Origin of the sequence: Noviherbaspirillum denitrificans, from assembly GCF_002211445.1 — a bacterium.
Lineage (GTDB): Bacteria > Pseudomonadota > Gammaproteobacteria > Burkholderiales > Burkholderiaceae_D > Noviherbaspirillum > Noviherbaspirillum denitrificans.
The window spans coordinates 4745283-4760775 of record NZ_LSTO01000001.1 but is presented as its reverse complement, the minus strand read 5'-3'; the positions used below and the strand labels follow the sequence as shown (position 1 = coordinate 4760775).

Sequence of the window (15493 nt, the reverse complement as noted above, 5' to 3'; positions counted from 1 at the left end):
ACCCGCCTGCGGCGGTGATGCCATTCAGCTGTCGCCTTCGGATACGAGAAAATCGGTCACCAGCACTTCCTGGATGCGCTGCGACTGCAGCGCGGCGTTGCCGACCTGCCGCACCTTTTCCTGCAGCGCCTGCAGTCCGCCGGGTTCGCGCGCGGCGACCGGGTCGGCGTCGAGCAGGGCCTTCTTCATCACCTGTTCGAGGGTGGACTTGTTTTTCGTTGCCCACTCGGCATCGGCCGCGCTGGTGCGGATCGCGAATGTTGCGCGCATTGAAAAGCCGTCATGGCTGATGGCGACCGGCGGCAGCTTGAGGTAGGTGATCTGGCGTTCCAGCTTTTCCTTGTGCTGCATGTACAGCCAGGCGCCGCCAAATCCGACGGCAAGGACGGCGATCGCGATCGCGATGATAAGCGGGAGATTCTTTTCGCGCGCGGCTTGCTTCGCCATGGTGCTGTTCCGGCAAGGGAGAAGTTGGGGGTGACGCCATTTTACTTCCCCCGTGGCACCAAGTAAGTGGACTGTAAGCTTGCGGCAACAGAATGGACACTTGGGCAATTTTGTCCGAGCACGTCATTATTACCGTCAGGCGCCCGCGACAACTCCACGCTGGGCCAGCCCAGAGGAGCCCGCCATGGGACCGCAGGAAATCATCGATCGTATCGACGAGCAAAACCGGCGCCTGCTCTATTCGCGCATGGACTTCGACAAGCTCACGCATGAACAGGTATTGCAGCTGATGAATACCGCGGCCATGCGCGGCTTCCGATTCGGTAGCGACAGTGCGTTGTCGCTGGTGCAGAGCAAGCTGGTGGTGAAATATTTGAGCGAAACGTCGCAGGGAATTTAGTGCGTTTTATCCTGCTGTACGAGGATCCAAGGCTTCACCACCACCGTCCACAACGCCACATCCCCCTCCTGCCACGCGCTTGCCTGCGCATCGCTGACACGCGCCACCTTGTTCCCGGCCATCCACTGCGCAACCGCTTCCTTGTCGTCGCTGGCAATGCGGTACGCCACCTCGACCAGGTCAAGGTCGGCACTGACCGCGATCACCGCGCCGGCGGCGTAGAAACGCTCCAGCGCCTTCCATTGCATGCGTGCGGTCTCTCCGTTGATCTTGGCGCGGAGAGCGTCGCCTTGTTCGTCATTCAGCATAATCAGTAGTGCGGCGGCTTTTCGTTGGCCGGCCCGCGTTCGGTCATGGTTTCACGGACTTCCCTGAGCTGCCGCGCCAGTACCGCGCACAGTGTCTCGAGTTCGTCGATTTTTTTCTGCTGCCGGTAGACCTGCCGGTTCAGGGTGTCCACCAGGTCTTCCTGGGCGGCGATCTTCAGTTCGATGTTGACCAGTCGGTCTTCGCTTGTCATTGCTTGTCCTTATCGTGCAATCCATCCACCACACACCGGGAACACCTGCCCCACGAAGCAATCCGCGGCATCGCTGCACAGGTAGGCGGCGAACATCGCATCCTCGCGCTGCCCGACCAGCCGCCCGAGCGGCACCTCGCGTTTCAGCCTTTCCTGGAAGGCCGGATTGGCCTGCACTTCCGGCGGGAAGTAGGTCGGGTTTTCGACGAAGTTCTGCGCGATCGCATTGACCTGCACATTATGCGGCGCGGCCTCGACGCCCACCGCCTGGATCCAGGACACTTGCGCGCCGCGTGCAGCGCAATAGGTCGAGGTACGCTTGATGCCGCGCAACGCCGACGCACTGCCGATGAGCAGGATCTTGCCCGAGCGCCGCTGCATCATCTGCGGCAGCACCGCGCGCGCAAAGCGCGGGAGCGGGTCGACCATGTGCGCGAATGCATGGCGCCATTCATCGTCGCTCACCTGTTCCATGCGCGTGGTCGGCGCCGGGATGCCCATGTTCAAAAGCAGCACATCGACCCTGCCGGTGGCATCGATCATCTGTTGCGGCGCGGACGGATCATCGAGCGGACGGTCGTCGGCGATCACTTCTGCGCCGAGTTCGCGCAGGACCTCGCACAATGCCGGCCCCATGAAATCGGACGACTGCGTGACCAGCACGCGCTTGCCGGACAGGTCGAGTGCGGCCATGCGAAATCCCCCAGGAGTGTGCGCACACGGCGCGGATGAACGCGTATTGTACGACGCTGCCCGCGGAGGCGCAGGTCAGAGCGAATACTTCGGCTTGTTCCCTGCCTTGACCAGGCAGGATTTCACGAAATCGCGCTGGTGTTCGGCGGCCAAGCGCGGTTTGCGGAAGACGTCGGTGGCGGCGGCGATCAGGAATTCGGCGTCTTCCTCGTCCTGAACGAACCAGCGCAAGTGCGGCGGAAAAGCACGGATGATTTCGATGTCGTCGCGGATGCGGCTGATGAAATCCGCCTCGGCCATGCCGCTGTCGCGTGCATGCGCCGCGTTCTTGATGAAATCCCCTGCTTCGACGCATTCGTTCGCATCCGGAATCCGCGCCAGGCTCAAAGCCGGCAGCAGGACGAGCGCAAGCAGCACCGCCGTCCTTGGCGGTACGCGAAGATTCTTGTGCATGGCCTCCTCCATCGGGTGGTATGGAGTTCGACTTGATGTGCGGCACGAAATTCGCCGCTTCCGTGCGTCAAGCCACTTTCATCTTAGTAATAATCGAGCGAAGTTTCAGGAAATTCGCGGCTGCACTATGATGATTGCCATCGAATCCATCCATTCAAAGGTGCGCAATGAGATCTACGAAGGCCAGCAATGCGGTGACGCGGCTGAACGCGCGCGATCCGGGCTACCGCTATTCCATGGGCATCACCGGCAACGGCCATTTCTACCTGCTGCGCGCCGCGCCGGGAGCGGCGCCGGAGAAGATCGGGGAAGAATACGAGCTGGATGAATTCGTGGAATTCGTGAACAAGACGGGGCCGCAGAAGAAGGCGCGCATCAGCAAGCATGATGCGGCGTTCGAGAAGCAGCTGGTGAACAAGGGGCAGTCGTAATTCAACCCGCGCCGCACAAATAAAAAAGGCGTCCCGCAGGACGCCCTTCCCCCTTTGCAATTCCGGAGATCAGAAGCGGTGACGCACGCCGACGTTGAAGACGGACGGGTCGCGGCCTGCCGCGGACGCGCCGCCCAGCGTTGCGGCGGACTCGTTGCGGGTGCGGCCGTACGAGGTGTACAGGTTGGTGCGCTTGGACAGGTCGTGGGTGTAGCCCAGTGCAATCTGGTCGGCGTCGCGGTTGGCGCCGATGTCGTCGCTGCGGCGGATCCAGGACGCCAGGATGCGGCCGTTGCCGCCCACCGGTGCGCTCACGCCCAGCAGGATGTCGTCGCGGTCGATGTTGGTCACGCCGGCCGCGGTCTGGCCCTTGTTGCGGGCGTAGGCCGCGTGCAGCTTGGCGACGCCGAAATCGAAGGTACCGCCCAGCAGGGTGGCCTTGGAGTCGCCGGTAGCGACGCCGGCAGCGGCCAGGTTCTGGTCGTGGTGGGCGACGATCACGGACAGCGGGCCTGCGGCGTAGCCGGCCGACAGGCCGAAGCTGCGGCCGATCGAATTGCTGCCTGCGACTTCGCCCAGGCTGTAGGCCACCTGGCCGGTGAAACCGCCGAAGTTGGCGGTCGTGAAGTTGATGGTGTTGTCGGTGCGGTCGCCGAACACGTTGAACACGTTGTCGGCACGGCCGGCAAGGCCCAGGGCGAACGGATCCACGCCTTCGATGGCGGAGCGGATCGGGTTGTACTGGCGGCCGAACTTGATCGCGCCGACGGTGTTGCTGGACAGGCCGACGAATGCCTGGCGGCCGAACAGGCGGCCACCCTGGCCGAGCGTGCCGTCATCGATGTTGAAACCGTTTTCCAGCGTGAAGATCGCCGACAGTCCGCCGCCGAGGTCTTCCGTGCCGCGGAAACCGATGCGGCTGCCGGACTGGATGCCGCTGTCGATGCGGGTCGTGGTGGTCGCGCCATTGTCGAAACGCGTGATACCGGCGTCAGCGACACCGTAGATGCTCACGTTGGTTTGTGCGGCGGTAGTGCCGGCGAAGGCAGCCAGGACGGCGAAGGCGAGAAGCGATTTTTTCATTGTTGAGATCCCTAGTGTTGAGCCATTGGTGTTGCGCGCGGCAGGACTGGCTTCCTTGCCGGCTGTTGTCTGAGCTGCATTCTGGCATCAGGCCTCGCAGGTGAGGAACGACTGAATCCGCATATGGATATGCGGCGCCTCGCAGACGGGCAACGGGTGGCATTGTGAATAGCGCGCATGACATGCTGATGACATGCGGCGATGTGTCGCATTTTTGTGAATGCGCGTGCGCGGGGATGCAAAAAAACCCGCGCGCTCTGCAGCACGCGGGCAAAAGTCAAACCTTGGGGATATGACGATTCGGCGCCATTGTGAATGGCGGCCGTGACATCTTCATGACAATGTCTAAACTACCGTCGGCTTCGACAGCAGTGCCTTCAGGTTGGCGAGACGGTCCTTCGGCGTGAGCTTCTCTTCTTCCTTCGGCACCGCGTCGCCTTCGTCGAGTTTCATCTCCTTGATGAAGCGCGAGGGTTCGCAGTTCACGCTCTCGCGTGCGCGCTTGCGGCGCTTGCACCAGGTGACATGCAGGCTGCGCTGCGCGCGGGTGATGCCGACGTACATCAGGCGACGCTCTTCTTCGATACGCGCGGCAAGCGTGTCGATCGGCGCGTCGGGATCGCCCTTGTGCGGCAGGATGCCCTCTTCCACGCCGACCAGGAAGACGTGCGGATACTCCAGCCCCTTCGACGCGTGCAGCGTGGACATGCGCACCGCATCCGGCTCCTCGTCCTTGCCTTCGAGCATGGTCATCAGCGCGACCATCTGCGTCAGTTCGAGCAGGCTCTTTTCCTCGTCGGTGCCGTCGCGGCCGCCGGTGCCCTTCTCCTTCAGCCAGGTCACGAAGTCGAGCGTGTTCTGCCACTTGCTCTGCGCCTGGCGCTCGTCGAAGGTGTCGTACAGGTAGAACTCGTAATTGATCTCCTTCATCATCTCGTCGAGCAGCTCGGCAGCGTTTTCGCCACGCTTCGATGCGCGCGCCTCGAGGTTGTTGATGAAGGTGCAGAAGCGGCGCAGCGGATCGAGCTGGCGGTCATTGAGCTTGGCTTCAATGCCTCCCTTGAACACCGCTTCGAACAGTGAGCATTGCCATTGCCCGGCGAAGGAACCGAGCGCTTCCAATGTCGCCTGGCCGACGCCGCGCTTTGGCGTGGTGACCGCCCGGATGAAGGCCGGATCGTCGTCGCTGTTCGCGACCAGGCGCAGGTAGGCGACAATGTCCTTGATCTCGGCGCGGTCGAAGAAGCTCTGCCCGCCGGAGATGGTGTACGGGATGCGTTCCTTGCGCAGCGCCTGCTCGATGATGCGCGCCTGGTGGTTGCCGCGGTAGAGGATGGCGTAGTCGGAGAACTTGGCGCGGCGTTCGAACTTGTGCGCGGAAATCATGATCGCGACCTGTTCCGCTTCGTGGTCGTCGTCCTGCATCGCCATCACCTTCACCGGATCGCCCAGGCCGTGTTCGGACCACAGCTGCTTTTCGAACAGCTTGGGGTTGTTTCCGATGACGGAGTTCGCGGCTTGCAGGATGCGCGTGCTGGAGCGGTAGTTCTGCTCCAGCTTGATGACCTTGAGGTCGGGGAAATCGATCCCCAGCTGGCGCAGGTTTTCCAGCGTCGCGCCGCGCCATGCGTAAATCGCCTGGTCGTCGTCGCCCACCGCGGTAAACATCGGCTTCTTGCCGAGGCCGGTCACGAGCAGCTTCACCAGTTCGTACTGGCAGGTGTTGGTGTCCTGGTATTCATCGACCAGCAAGTAGCGCAGCTTGCGCTGCCAGCGGTCGCGCACTTCTTCCTTCTCGCGGAACAGTTCGACCGGCAGGCGGATCAGGTCGTCGAAGTCGACGGCCTGGTAGGAATTCAGCGTGGCGACGTAGTTGCGGTAGATGCGCGCGGCCTGCCCTTCGTCTTCGGTGACAGCCTGCTTCAACGCCGTATCGGGATCGATCAGCGCGTTCTTCCACAGCGACATCGCAGTCTGGATGCTGCGAATGATCTGCTTGTCGGTGGTCATCGCCAGGTCCTGCACCAGCGAGAAGCAGTCGTCGCTGTCCATGATGGAGAAGCGGTCCTTCAGGCCGAGTTCCTTCGCTTCGCGGCGCAGGATCTGCACGCCGAGCGAATGGAAGGTGCTGACAGTGATCTGCTTGGCCAGCTTCGGTTCCTTCAGCAGCTTGCCGATGCGCTCCTGCATTTCCAGCGCCGCCTTGTTGGTGAAGGTGACCGCCGCGATGTTGCGCGCCTCGTAGCCGCACTGCTCGATCAAGTGGGCGATCTTGGTAGTGATCACACGCGTCTTGCCGGAGCCGGCGCCGGCCAGCACCAGGCAGGGTCCGTCCATGTAGTGGACAGCCTCGCTCTGCGGGCGGTTCATGCCGTGGGCGGCGTGGTGGGGAGCGTGTGACATGCGGAACGGCGGAGGGGGAAAATCGGCCCATTGTAGCAGTGCAACGGGCCGCTTTCCGATTCGTTGCAGGATCGCTACGAAGGGTTAGCGTTCACTTTGCAAACGGCTGCGATATTCGGTTGGCGTGACGTCGAACCAGCGCTTGCAGGCGCGGCTGAATGTGCTGCGGTCGGTGAAGCCGAGGCGTGATGCCACTTGGGCAAGTCCGAGCTGGGGCTGGTCGAGATAGCGTTGCGCCAGTTCGCGCCGCGCTTCGTCCACCAGCTGCTGGAAGGCGGTCCCTTCCTCGGCGAGGCGGCGCTGCAGCGTGCGCTCGCTCATGCACAGTTCGCGTGCGACTTCGCCGCGCACCGGATCGCCTTGCGGCAGGCGGCGGATGATGGATTCCCGCACACGCAGCGCGATCCTCGTCTTGTCGAGGCGCGCGAGGCATTCGCCGGCGTAGCGGTCGTGCAGTTCCGCCAGCAAGGGGTTGGCGGTGCGCAGCGGCAGGATAAGGTCGGCATGCGACATCAGCATGCGATTCGACTGCGCGTTGAAATGCACCGGGCAGCGGAACACGTCGGCATAGGTCTGCGGGTCGTCCGGCGGCGGATGGACGAACTCGACGGCCAGCGGATAGATCTCGACCCCGGTGATCCAGCGCGAAAAGTTCAGCAGCGTGGTCAGCACGAAATCGATGCGCTGGCGCGGCACGGGGCGTCCGCCGCCATACAGCTGCAGTCCCACCCAATAGCCGTCCGCATGCTCCTCGAGCGTGATCGTCACCGCATCGCTGACCACGCGCTGGTAGCGCACCAGGAAGTTCAGGCCGGCGAGCGGGTTGGCGCAGGTCATCATCGCGTACGCGACCGCATCGAAAGCGGCCGGCGGCGGAATGTCCGGCACCGACAGGCCGAGCACGGGATTGCCCGAACGCGCTTCCGCCAGTTCCCAGAGAAGGCTGATCTTTTCGGTGGCGTAGCGCGTATCGGGATGGTGGAGTGCGGCGAGGTCGAGCTGCGCTTCGGCGAACAGCGAGTGCACATCCAGTCCGGCTTCCTTGAGCCGTTCCACGATCCCCCTGACCCAGGACGCGGCGGTGGTCTGTTCACTCATCGGAGGATTGTTCCTTTCGGCGGCCTTGCCGCTTTCGCAAGAGACTGTCGGTTGCATTCGCATGCAATCTTAATACAGCTCCGGCGATGTGCGGCTGCAGCAAGGCGCCGTGGAACTCCCCCTACAGCGATAGAAGAGGCTTCAGGCGGCCTTCTTCTCGTCCCGCAGCTCGCGCCGCAGGATCTTGCCGACATTCGTTTTCGGCAGCGCGTCGCGGAATTCGATGTACTTCGGCTTTTTGTACGCGGTCAGCTGGTCCTTGCAGTACTGCATCAGCTGCTCCTGCGTGAGGCTCGCATCCTTGCGCACCACGAACAGCTTCACCGCTTCGCCGGAGTTGGCGTCTGGCACGCCCACGCATGCGCATTCGAGCACGCCTGGATGGGACGCGACCACGCCTTCGACTTCGTTCGGATAGACGTTGAAGCCGGACACGAGAATCATGTCCTTCTTGCGGTCAACGATGCGCACGAAGCCGCTGCCGTCCATCACGCCCACATCGCCGGTCTTGAAGAAGCCGTCGGCGGTGATGACCTTGGCGGTTTCTTCGGGGCGATTCCAGTAGCCGATCATCACCTGCGGGCCGCGGATCGCGATCTCGCCTGCCTGGCCGAGCGGCAGCGGCTTGCCTTCGTCGTCGAGGATAGCGATTTCGGTCGAGGGCAGCGGCAGGCCGATGCTGCCGTTGTATTCGATATCTGCCGGATTGCAGGTGGCGACCGGGGAGGTTTCGGAAAGGCCGTAGCCTTCATTGATCGCGCATCCGGTGACCTGCAGCCACTTGTCGGCCACCGCTTTCTGCACCGCCATGCCGCCGCCGTTGCAGACCTTCAGCGAAGAGAAATCGAGCTTCGCGAAATCGGGATTGTGCAGCAGGCCGTTGTACAGCGTGTTCACCGCCGGGAAGATATTGACCTTGTATTTCGCCAGCTCCTTGACGAAGCCGGGGATGTCGCGCGGGTTCGGCACCAGCAGGTTCACGCCGCCATTGCGCAGGCCGAACAGGCAGCACGCGGTCAGCGCAAAGATGTGGTACAGCGGCAGCGCGCAGACGATGAACGGCGACTCGATGCGCGGTTCCTTCTTCAGCGCCGGCTGCGACCATGCCTCGTTCTGCAGCACATTGGCCACCACATTGCGATGCAGGAGCGTCGCGCCCTTCGATACGCCGGTGGTGCCGCCGGTGTACTGCAGGAAGGCGACGTCGGTGGGGGCGATCTTCACTTTCTGCAGCTTCAGTTTCCCGCCCTCGGCCAGCGCATCGCGGAAGTTCACGGCGCCCGGCAGCGAATAGGCGGGCACCATTTTCTTGATCTTGCGGACGGCGAAGTTGACCACGGTGCCCTTGATCGGGCCGAGCAGGTCGCCCATCGAGGCCAGCACGATATGCTTGACGCCGGTTTTCGCGACGACCTGCTGCAAGGTGGTGGCGAAGTTTTCGAGGATGACGATGGCCTTGGCGCCGGAATCGTTGAGCTGGTGCTCCAGCTCGCGCGGCGTGTACAGCGGATTGACGTTGACCACCACGTAGCCTGCACGCAGCACGGCGGCAAGCGCAACCGGGTACTGCAGGACATTGGGCATCATCAGCGCGACGCGGTCGCCCTTCTGCAGTCCTCGCGCCTGGAACCACGCGCCGAGCTTTTGCGACAGCGCATCGACTTCCGCATAGGTCAGCGCCTTGTCCATGCAGATGTAGGCATCGCGCGCGGCGTATTTGCGGAAGGATTCCTCGAACAGGTGCGCGAGCGAATCGTATTGGGCGGGATCGATTTCGGCGGGTACGCCGGCGGGATAGGACTGCAGCCAGAACTTGTCCATGTTGTCTCTCTCTTTGTTCTTGAATCGGAGTGTGTTGTTGCGGGCCATGCTAGGGAGGCGTGCTGCCTGGTGCAAGAGGCGGCGGCGATGTTGTCTCGCGCGGTCACGTAATTGGCCGCGATGGTCACGCCGGATATTTCGTCCCGGCATTTTTCGCCGCTTGCGGAGTTATTACACGGTCGTATAATAACCTCATGCCACGCCCATCCCAGAACATCGACCAGCGGCTGCTCGCAGCCGGCATGGAATTGCTGCCGCAAACCGGCTGCCGCGGCCTATCCACCCGCAAGCTGACCGAGCATGCGGGCGTGAACCTGGGGATGTTCCACTACCACTTCCGCAGCAAGGACAACTTCATCCGCACCCTGCTGCAGCAAACCTACGAACAGATGTTCCAGGACCTGGTGGTGCTGCAGTCGCACGAGGGCGTGTCGCCGGTCGATAACCTGCGCAAGGCGGTGCGCGTCATCGCCGGCTTCGGCCGCACGCACCGCCAGCTCCTGCTGCGCATCGGCGCCGACGCGCTGGCCGGCGAACAGGTCGCCGCCGAATTCCTGCAAACCAACCTGCCGCGGCACATGGCGGTGGTCGCCGCACTGGTGGCCGAAGCGCAGCGCAAGGGCGAACTGGTGAAGGCGCCGCTGCCGCAGGTGATCGCCTTCCTCGCCGGTGCGGTGATGTCGCCGGTGCTGCTCGGCACCGCATTGCTGGAGAACGGCCAGTGGGCGATGGCCGCGGGCGTGCTGGAACAGACGGTGCTGTCGAAGAAGGCGGTCGAGCAGCGTATCGAATTCGCATTGCGCGGCCTGTCCGCGCGCCAGGGAGAAGCACCATGAAAACCTTGCCCGCATGGCTCGCCCTGCTGGTTCTCGCCGGATGCGGCGACAAGCCGGCCGATGTCTTCCCCGGCTATGCGGAAGCCGAGTACGTGCGGCTGGCGGCGCCGATTGCCGGCACGCTGGGCAAGCTGCATGTGCAGCGCGGTGACCAGGTCCAGGCGAATGCGCCGGCTTTCGTGCTGGAACAGGACAGCGAACGCGCGGCGCGCGAAGAAGCGGTATCGCGCGTGCAGCGCGCCGAAGCGCAACTGGCCAACCTGCAGAAAGGCCGCCGGCCCGAGGAAGTGGCGGCGGTGCAGGCTCAGCTTGCGCAAGCGGAAGCATCGCTGCAGCTGTCGCGCAGCAATTACGCGCGCCAGAAACAACTGGTGGAAGACAAGTTCATCGCGCCGGCCAGGCTGGACGAAGCGCGCAGCGCGGTCGAACGCGACCAGGCGCATGTCGGCGAACTGCGCGCGCAGGTACGTGTCGCGAAGCTCGGCGCCCGGCCCGACGAGATCGCCGCCGCCGGACAGGAATTGAAAGCGGCACAGGCCCAGCTCGCGCAGGCCGAGTGGCGCCTTGCGCAAAAGACGCAACGCATCCCGGTTGCCGGCAGCGTGGCCGACGTGCTTTACCGCGAGGGCGAATTCGTGCAGGCGGGCAGCCCGGTGGTCAGCGTGCTGCCGCCGCAAAACATCAAGCTGCGCTTCTTCGTGCCCGAAACGCAATTCGCCGCCCTGAAGCTGGGACAGGACGTGTCCGTGCAATGCGATGGCTGCGGCGGTGCGATCGAGGCGAAGGTCAGTTATTTGTCGAGCGCGCCGGAATACACCTCGCCGCTCATCTACAGCAAGGAAAACCGCGCCGCGCTCGTGTTCATGATCGAGGCGCGCCCCGCGCCCGGCAAGGCGGCACTGCTGCATCCCGGCCAGCCGGTCGAAATCCGCTTCGCGCAGGCCCGGTGATGGAAGCCATCATCGACGTGCGCGGGCTGACCAAGCGCTATGGCGGCCGTACCGTGGTCGACCATGTCGACATACGCGTCGCGCGCGGCCGCATCTACGGCTTCCTCGGCCCCAACGGCAGCGGCAAGACCACCACCATCCGCATGCTGTGCGGCCTGCTCACGCCCGACGATGGCAGCGGCACCTGCCTCGGTTATGACATCCGCAAGGAGTCGCGCAAGATCAAGCGCCAGGTCGGCTACATGACGCAGAAGTTCGGCCTGTACGAAGACCTCAGCATCGAGGAGAACCTGTCCTTCATCGCGCGCGTGTACGAGATGCCGGATGCCGATGCGCGCGTCGACGCCATGCTGCAGCGGCTGGGCCTTGCCGCGCGGCGCGCGCAGTTGGCGGGTGCGCTGTCCGGCGGCTGGAAACAGCGCCTTGCGCTGGCCGCCTGCCTGCTGCACGAGCCGCAACTGCTGCTGCTCGACGAGCCGACCGCCGGCGTCGATCCCAAGGCCAGGCGCGATTTCTGGAACGAACTGCATGCGCTCGCGGCAGGCGGCATGACGGTGCTGGTATCGACACATTACATGGACGAAGCCGAACGCTGCCACCAGCTCGCCTACATCGCCTACGGCAAGCTGCTGGCGCAAGGCACCGCGCAGGAGTTGATCGCCGCCACGCCGTCCGCCGTCACGCTCGAAGATGTCTTCGTCACGCTGATGCAAAACACCGAGGACAATTTCTCATGAACTGGTCGCGCTTCCTCGCCATCCTCATCAAGGAGTTCCGGCAGATCCGGCGCGACCGACTGACCTTCGCGATGATGGTCGGCGTGCCGATCATGCAGCTGGTGCTGTTCGGCTTTGCGATCAACACCGACCCGAAGCAGCTGCCGATGGCGGTGGTATCCGCCGACGAAAGCGAGTTCTCGCGCAGCCTGATTGCCGGGCTGGAGAATTCGCAATACTTCCGCGTGACGCAGCGGCCGCGCAGCGAAGCGGAAGGCAACCGCCTGCTGGACGAAGGCCGCGTGCAGTTCCTGCTGGTGGTGCCGCCAGACTTTTCGCGGCAACTGGTGCGCGGCGAGCGCCCTGCCCTGCTGCTGGCAGCGGACGCCACCGACCCTTCGGCCTCGGGCAATGCGCTCGCCGCCGTGAACAGCATCGCGCGGCAGGCGGTCGGACGCGACCTCACCGGCCCGCTGCATGCACTGCAACCGGTGGACGCGCCGTTCGAGATCCGCCCGCAGCGGCGCTACAACCCTGAGGGCGTCTCGCGCTACAACATCGTGCCCGGCTTGATCGGGGTAGTGCTGACGATGACGATGGTGATGATGACCTCCCTGGCGATGACCCGCGAACGCGAGCGCGGCACGATGGAAAACCTGCTCGCGACGCCGGTCAGGCCGCTTGAAGTCATGGTCGGCAAGATCGCGCCCTACATACTGATCGGCTATGTGCAGGTGGTCGTGATCCTCATTGCCGCGCGCCTGCTGTTCGATGTGCCGATGGTGGGCAGCCTGGCGCTGCTGTCGGCGGCGCTGGTGGTGTTCATGGCGGCCAACCTGGCGGTCGGGTTTACCTTTTCCACCGTCGCCAGGAACCAGTTGCAGGCGATGCAGCTGACCTTCTTTTTCTTCCTGCCGTCGATGCTGCTGTCGGGGTTCATGTTTCCGTTTCGGGGGATGCCGGGGTGGGCGCAGGTGATTGGGGAGATGCTGCCGTTGACGCATTTCCTGCGGGTGGTGCGGGGGATTATGTTGAAGGGGAATGGGGTGGTGGAGGTGTTGCCTAATGTTTGGCCGATGGGGGTGTTTATGCTTGTTGCCGGATTGGTGGCGTTGAAGAGGTATCGGCAGACGTTGGATTGAATGTGTTTCTTCGGTGACCCTGTTCGGTTGGCTCTCCGTGGATCCTTGCCGGGTCCGGCCCCGGCAGGCCGCTCACTTTCTTTGCTTCGCCAAAGAAAGTAAGCAAAGAAAGGCGACCCCGGTGCCGCCGCCCCTTCGGGGTCCCCAAAAGAGCGCAGCCAAAATCGGGAAGCGCGGAAACTCGCCTTCGGCTCAGACAGTCCGCGCTTCTTTTTCCGATTTTGGCTGCGCTCTTTTGGCGTCGGCACAGGGGAACTTCTTTAACCCCATCCCTACCCCGGCCCTCCCCTTGAAGGGGAGGGAGCGAAGCAATTCTCCGGACTCTGCAAAGCCAATTGAATTTCCCTCCCCTTCAAGGGGAGGGCCAGGGTGGGGATGGGTTTCAGCACTTCCCCCTGTGCGCAGCCGAAAAACTGCAGCGGAAAGCGGATCAAGAAGCGCGGACTGTCTGAGCCGAAGGCGAGTTTCCGCGCTTCCCGCTTTCCGAGGCAGTTTTTCGGGTACCCCCGAAGGGGGCTGCGCGCCGGGGTCGCCTTTCTTTGCTTACTTTCTTTGGCGAAGCAAAGAAAGTAAGTGGCCCGCCGGGGCCAGTCCCGGCAAGGATCCACGGAGAACCAACCGAAATGGGGCACCGAAGAAAAGCCCAATCAAGGCACAGCAAACATCGCCACCCCATTCCGAAACGCAATCTTCTCCGCCACCTCCCGCGGCAACCCAGCCAACATCCGCCGATAAAACGAAGCCAACTCCTCCACCTGCCCCCACCGCGGCGTAATCCACGTATCCGTCCCGACAACAAACCGGTCCGGATACTTCATCATCAACGCCTTCCATCGCGGATTCAACGCACCATCCTGCTCGATATCCATCCGATACGACAGTTCGCCAACAATGTTGGGATACTGCGCAAACATCTGCTCCACCTTGTCCATCGGCGTGCTCATCCCGGTATGCGCCCAGATCAGCTTCACCCCCGGCGCGTGTCGAAGGATGCGTTCCACCGCATCCTCATCCGAATGCGCATGCAGCCACATGCCGCGCTCCTTCGCCAGCCGCGCGATCTTCGCCATGTAGGGCGCGTCGGCGTCGGCGCCGAAGATGTGGAACTCGCCGATGCCGCGGTAGATGCCGCGCGCGAGTTCCTTCTCCACATACTCCGCCACGCCGGGGCTGTTGAACCAGTCGTAGCGGTCGGGCTGCACGCGGTAGGGCCGCAGGAAGGGCACGATGACGATGTCCTTGGCCTTCTGCGCGATCAGGTCCAGCGTGCCGTCGTTGGGCCGGCTGGTGGCCAGCACGCCGCGAATGCCGGTCTTGCGCCATAGCGCGACCACCTGTTCGGGGGAAAGATAGGAGCGCGCCTCGACGTTGTAATGCATGTGCGCATCGAACAGCGGCAACGGTTCCTGCGCCTGCGCGCCGAATGCGCAGGCGGCGGCGAACAGCAGGACAAGGCGTTTCATTCGACCACTCCCAGTTTTCCGCTATGGCTGCCCATGTACCACAGGCGGCCCTTCGCATCGACGATCATCTTGCGGATGCCTTCGTTCTTCGTCGGCAGCGGGAACACGCGGAACTTCTCGCTGGTCGGATCGAAGAGCGCGACGGTGTCGGTGCCGATCTCGTTCATCCAGACCTTGCCGGCGCCGTCCACCGTCACCGCATAGGGCTTGCCGGACTCTCCGGCAGGCGTGTCGTAGTTCTTGATGACTTTTGCGGTCTTCGCGTCGATGTGCGTGAGCTTGCCGTCACCGTAGCGCACCACCCACAGCGTGTTGTCCGGCGCGGCAGCGATGCGGCGCGGCATGGAACCGCGGCCGAGGTCGATCTCGGTCACCTTGCCGGTCACCGCGTCGACGCGGCCCACGCGCTGTCCGCTGGCCTGGCAGAACCAGACATTGCCCTGCTGGTCCATCGCCAGCCCGTACGGGCCGTCGCGCGAGTCGAACTCGGTCATTTTCTTCGTCGCGCGGTCGTAGCGCGTGACCTTGTCGGCGGACTGGTTGGTAAACCACAACGCGTCGCGTCCATCGAAGATGATGGTGTGCGGACTGCCGCCCGATGGCGTCTTGTGCGCCGTCATCCGGCCAGGCTGGCCATCAGTGAAGGGGATTTCCAGCAGCGTGCCGTTGCCATTGCCGGTCATCCAGACCGTGCCCTTCTCATCGACCACGAGGCCGTGCGGGCGCGTGCCCTCGGGCAAGTCCCATTCGTCGAACTTCTGCGTCGCGGGGTCGAAGCGGGCGAGCTTGTTGCCGTGCATGACAGCGATGTAAATCTTGCCATCCGGCGCGGCGGCGGGGTCACGCGCGAATTTCGGGGTGGGCACCGCCCATTCGGATACCTTGCCGGCGGGCTGGGAGACGCCGGGCGTCACGGTGTAGTTGGAGCCGCCCGCGTGGACGATGGCGGGCAGCAAGAGCAGGGACAGAATGGTTCGCATAAGCGCTCCTTTCTCGGAGCGCTTATTGTCGCGCATTGCGAGCTGTCTTGCAGTGCG

Annotated in this window: 16 protein-coding genes and 1 pseudogene; 6 read left to right on the top strand and 11 right to left on the bottom strand. The window is 63.5% G+C overall.

The window, feature by feature from the left end; translation table 11 throughout:
* Window positions 1-24: 24 nt before the first annotated feature.
* Window positions 25-447, bottom strand: coding sequence for a hypothetical protein (locus AYR66_RS23140; RefSeq protein WP_088709468.1), 423 nt, complete (start codon window positions 445-447; stop codon window positions 25-27).
* Between the two features lie 184 nt (window positions 448-631).
* Here AYR66_RS23140 and AYR66_RS23135 point away from each other — a divergent pair, with 184 nt between their 5' ends.
* Entirely contained in the window at window positions 632-847 is a 216-nt protein-coding gene (locus AYR66_RS23135; RefSeq protein ID WP_088709467.1) for a hypothetical protein, read from the top strand.
* On the opposite strand, the gene AYR66_RS23130 is transcribed toward AYR66_RS23135, so the two are convergent.
* The 4 genes from AYR66_RS23130 to AYR66_RS23115 form a co-directional block, all read right to left on the bottom strand.
* A complete protein-coding gene (locus AYR66_RS23130; protein ID WP_088709466.1) occupies window positions 844-1155 on the bottom strand; it encodes a DUF2288 domain-containing protein in 312 nt (103 codons plus the stop codon). The two genes, AYR66_RS23135 and AYR66_RS23130, sit on opposite strands and share 4 nt — an antisense overlap.
* 2 nt (window positions 1156-1157) lie before the next feature.
* A complete protein-coding gene (locus AYR66_RS23125; RefSeq protein ID WP_088709465.1) occupies window positions 1158-1367 on the bottom strand; it encodes a SlyX family protein in 210 nt (69 codons plus the stop codon).
* Between the two features lie 9 nt (window positions 1368-1376).
* The gene (locus tag AYR66_RS23120; RefSeq protein WP_088709464.1) at window positions 1377-2060 is read right to left on the bottom strand and encodes an SDR family oxidoreductase; all 684 of its coding nucleotides are present in this window, start codon (window positions 2058-2060) and stop codon (window positions 1377-1379) included.
* Window positions 2061-2135: 75 nt separating this feature from the next.
* On the bottom strand, window positions 2136-2513 hold the full coding sequence (locus AYR66_RS23115; RefSeq protein ID WP_088709463.1) for a hypothetical protein: 378 nt from the start codon (window positions 2511-2513) through the stop codon (window positions 2136-2138).
* A gap of 167 nt (window positions 2514-2680) precedes the next feature.
* On the opposite strand from AYR66_RS23115, the gene AYR66_RS23110 reads away from it, so the two are divergent.
* Entirely contained in the window at window positions 2681-2944 is a 264-nt protein-coding gene (locus AYR66_RS23110; RefSeq protein WP_088709462.1) for a hypothetical protein, read from the top strand.
* A 69-nt stretch (window positions 2945-3013) separates the two neighbouring features.
* On the opposite strand, the gene AYR66_RS23105 is transcribed toward AYR66_RS23110, so the two are convergent.
* The 4 genes from AYR66_RS23105 to AYR66_RS23090 all read right to left on the bottom strand — a co-directional run bounded on the left by AYR66_RS23105 (window position 3014) and on the right by AYR66_RS23090 (window position 9349).
* Window positions 3014-4027, bottom strand: coding sequence for a porin (locus tag AYR66_RS23105; protein ID WP_088709461.1), 1014 nt, complete (start codon window positions 4025-4027; stop codon window positions 3014-3016).
* A 345-nt stretch (window positions 4028-4372) separates the two neighbouring features.
* A complete protein-coding gene (locus AYR66_RS23100; RefSeq protein WP_088709460.1) occupies window positions 4373-6430 on the bottom strand; it encodes a UvrD-helicase domain-containing protein in 2058 nt (685 codons plus the stop codon).
* Between the two features lie 84 nt (window positions 6431-6514).
* The gene (locus tag AYR66_RS23095) at window positions 6515-7528 is read right to left on the bottom strand and encodes an AraC family transcriptional regulator (protein WP_170942247.1); all 1014 of its coding nucleotides are present in this window, start codon (window positions 7526-7528) and stop codon (window positions 6515-6517) included.
* 141 nt (window positions 7529-7669) lie between these two features.
* Window positions 7670-9349 carry a long-chain fatty acid--CoA ligase gene (locus AYR66_RS23090; protein ID WP_088710016.1) on the bottom strand — a complete coding sequence of 560 codons (1680 nt, stop codon included), beginning with the start codon at window positions 9347-9349 and terminating at the stop codon, window positions 7670-7672.
* A 194-nt stretch (window positions 9350-9543) separates the two neighbouring features.
* On the opposite strand from AYR66_RS23090, the gene AYR66_RS23085 reads away from it, so the two are divergent.
* The 4 genes and pseudogenes from AYR66_RS23085 to AYR66_RS23070 all read left to right on the top strand — a co-directional run bounded on the left by AYR66_RS23085 (window position 9544) and on the right by AYR66_RS23070 (window position 12993).
* Window positions 9544-10185 (top strand): TetR/AcrR family transcriptional regulator, encoded by a 642-nt coding sequence (locus tag AYR66_RS23085; protein ID WP_088709458.1) that lies wholly within the window; start codon window positions 9544-9546, stop codon window positions 10183-10185.
* Entirely contained in the window at window positions 10182-11135 is a 954-nt protein-coding gene (locus AYR66_RS23080) for an HlyD family secretion protein (protein WP_088709457.1), read from the top strand. The genes AYR66_RS23085 and AYR66_RS23080 overlap by 4 nt, the downstream gene beginning before the upstream one ends.
* Window positions 11135-11800, top strand: a pseudogene (locus AYR66_RS23075) (ABC transporter ATP-binding protein); the annotation flags it as partial. The gene AYR66_RS23080 and the pseudogene AYR66_RS23075, both read left to right, overlap by 1 nt.
* Window positions 11801-11868: 68 nt before the next feature.
* Window positions 11869-12993 (top strand): ABC transporter permease, encoded by a 1125-nt coding sequence (locus AYR66_RS23070; RefSeq protein ID WP_088709455.1) that lies wholly within the window; start codon window positions 11869-11871, stop codon window positions 12991-12993.
* 647 nt (window positions 12994-13640) lie between these two features.
* Here AYR66_RS23070 and AYR66_RS23065 read toward each other — a convergent pair.
* Window positions 13641-14456, bottom strand: coding sequence for an amidohydrolase family protein (locus AYR66_RS23065; RefSeq protein ID WP_088709454.1), 816 nt, complete (start codon window positions 14454-14456; stop codon window positions 13641-13643).
* Complete coding sequence (locus tag AYR66_RS23060; protein ID WP_141104128.1) at window positions 14453-15436, bottom strand: Vgb family protein; 984 nt, start codon at window positions 15434-15436, stop codon at window positions 14453-14455. The genes AYR66_RS23065 and AYR66_RS23060 overlap by 4 nt, the downstream gene beginning before the upstream one ends.
* Window positions 15437-15493 lie beyond the last annotated feature (57 nt).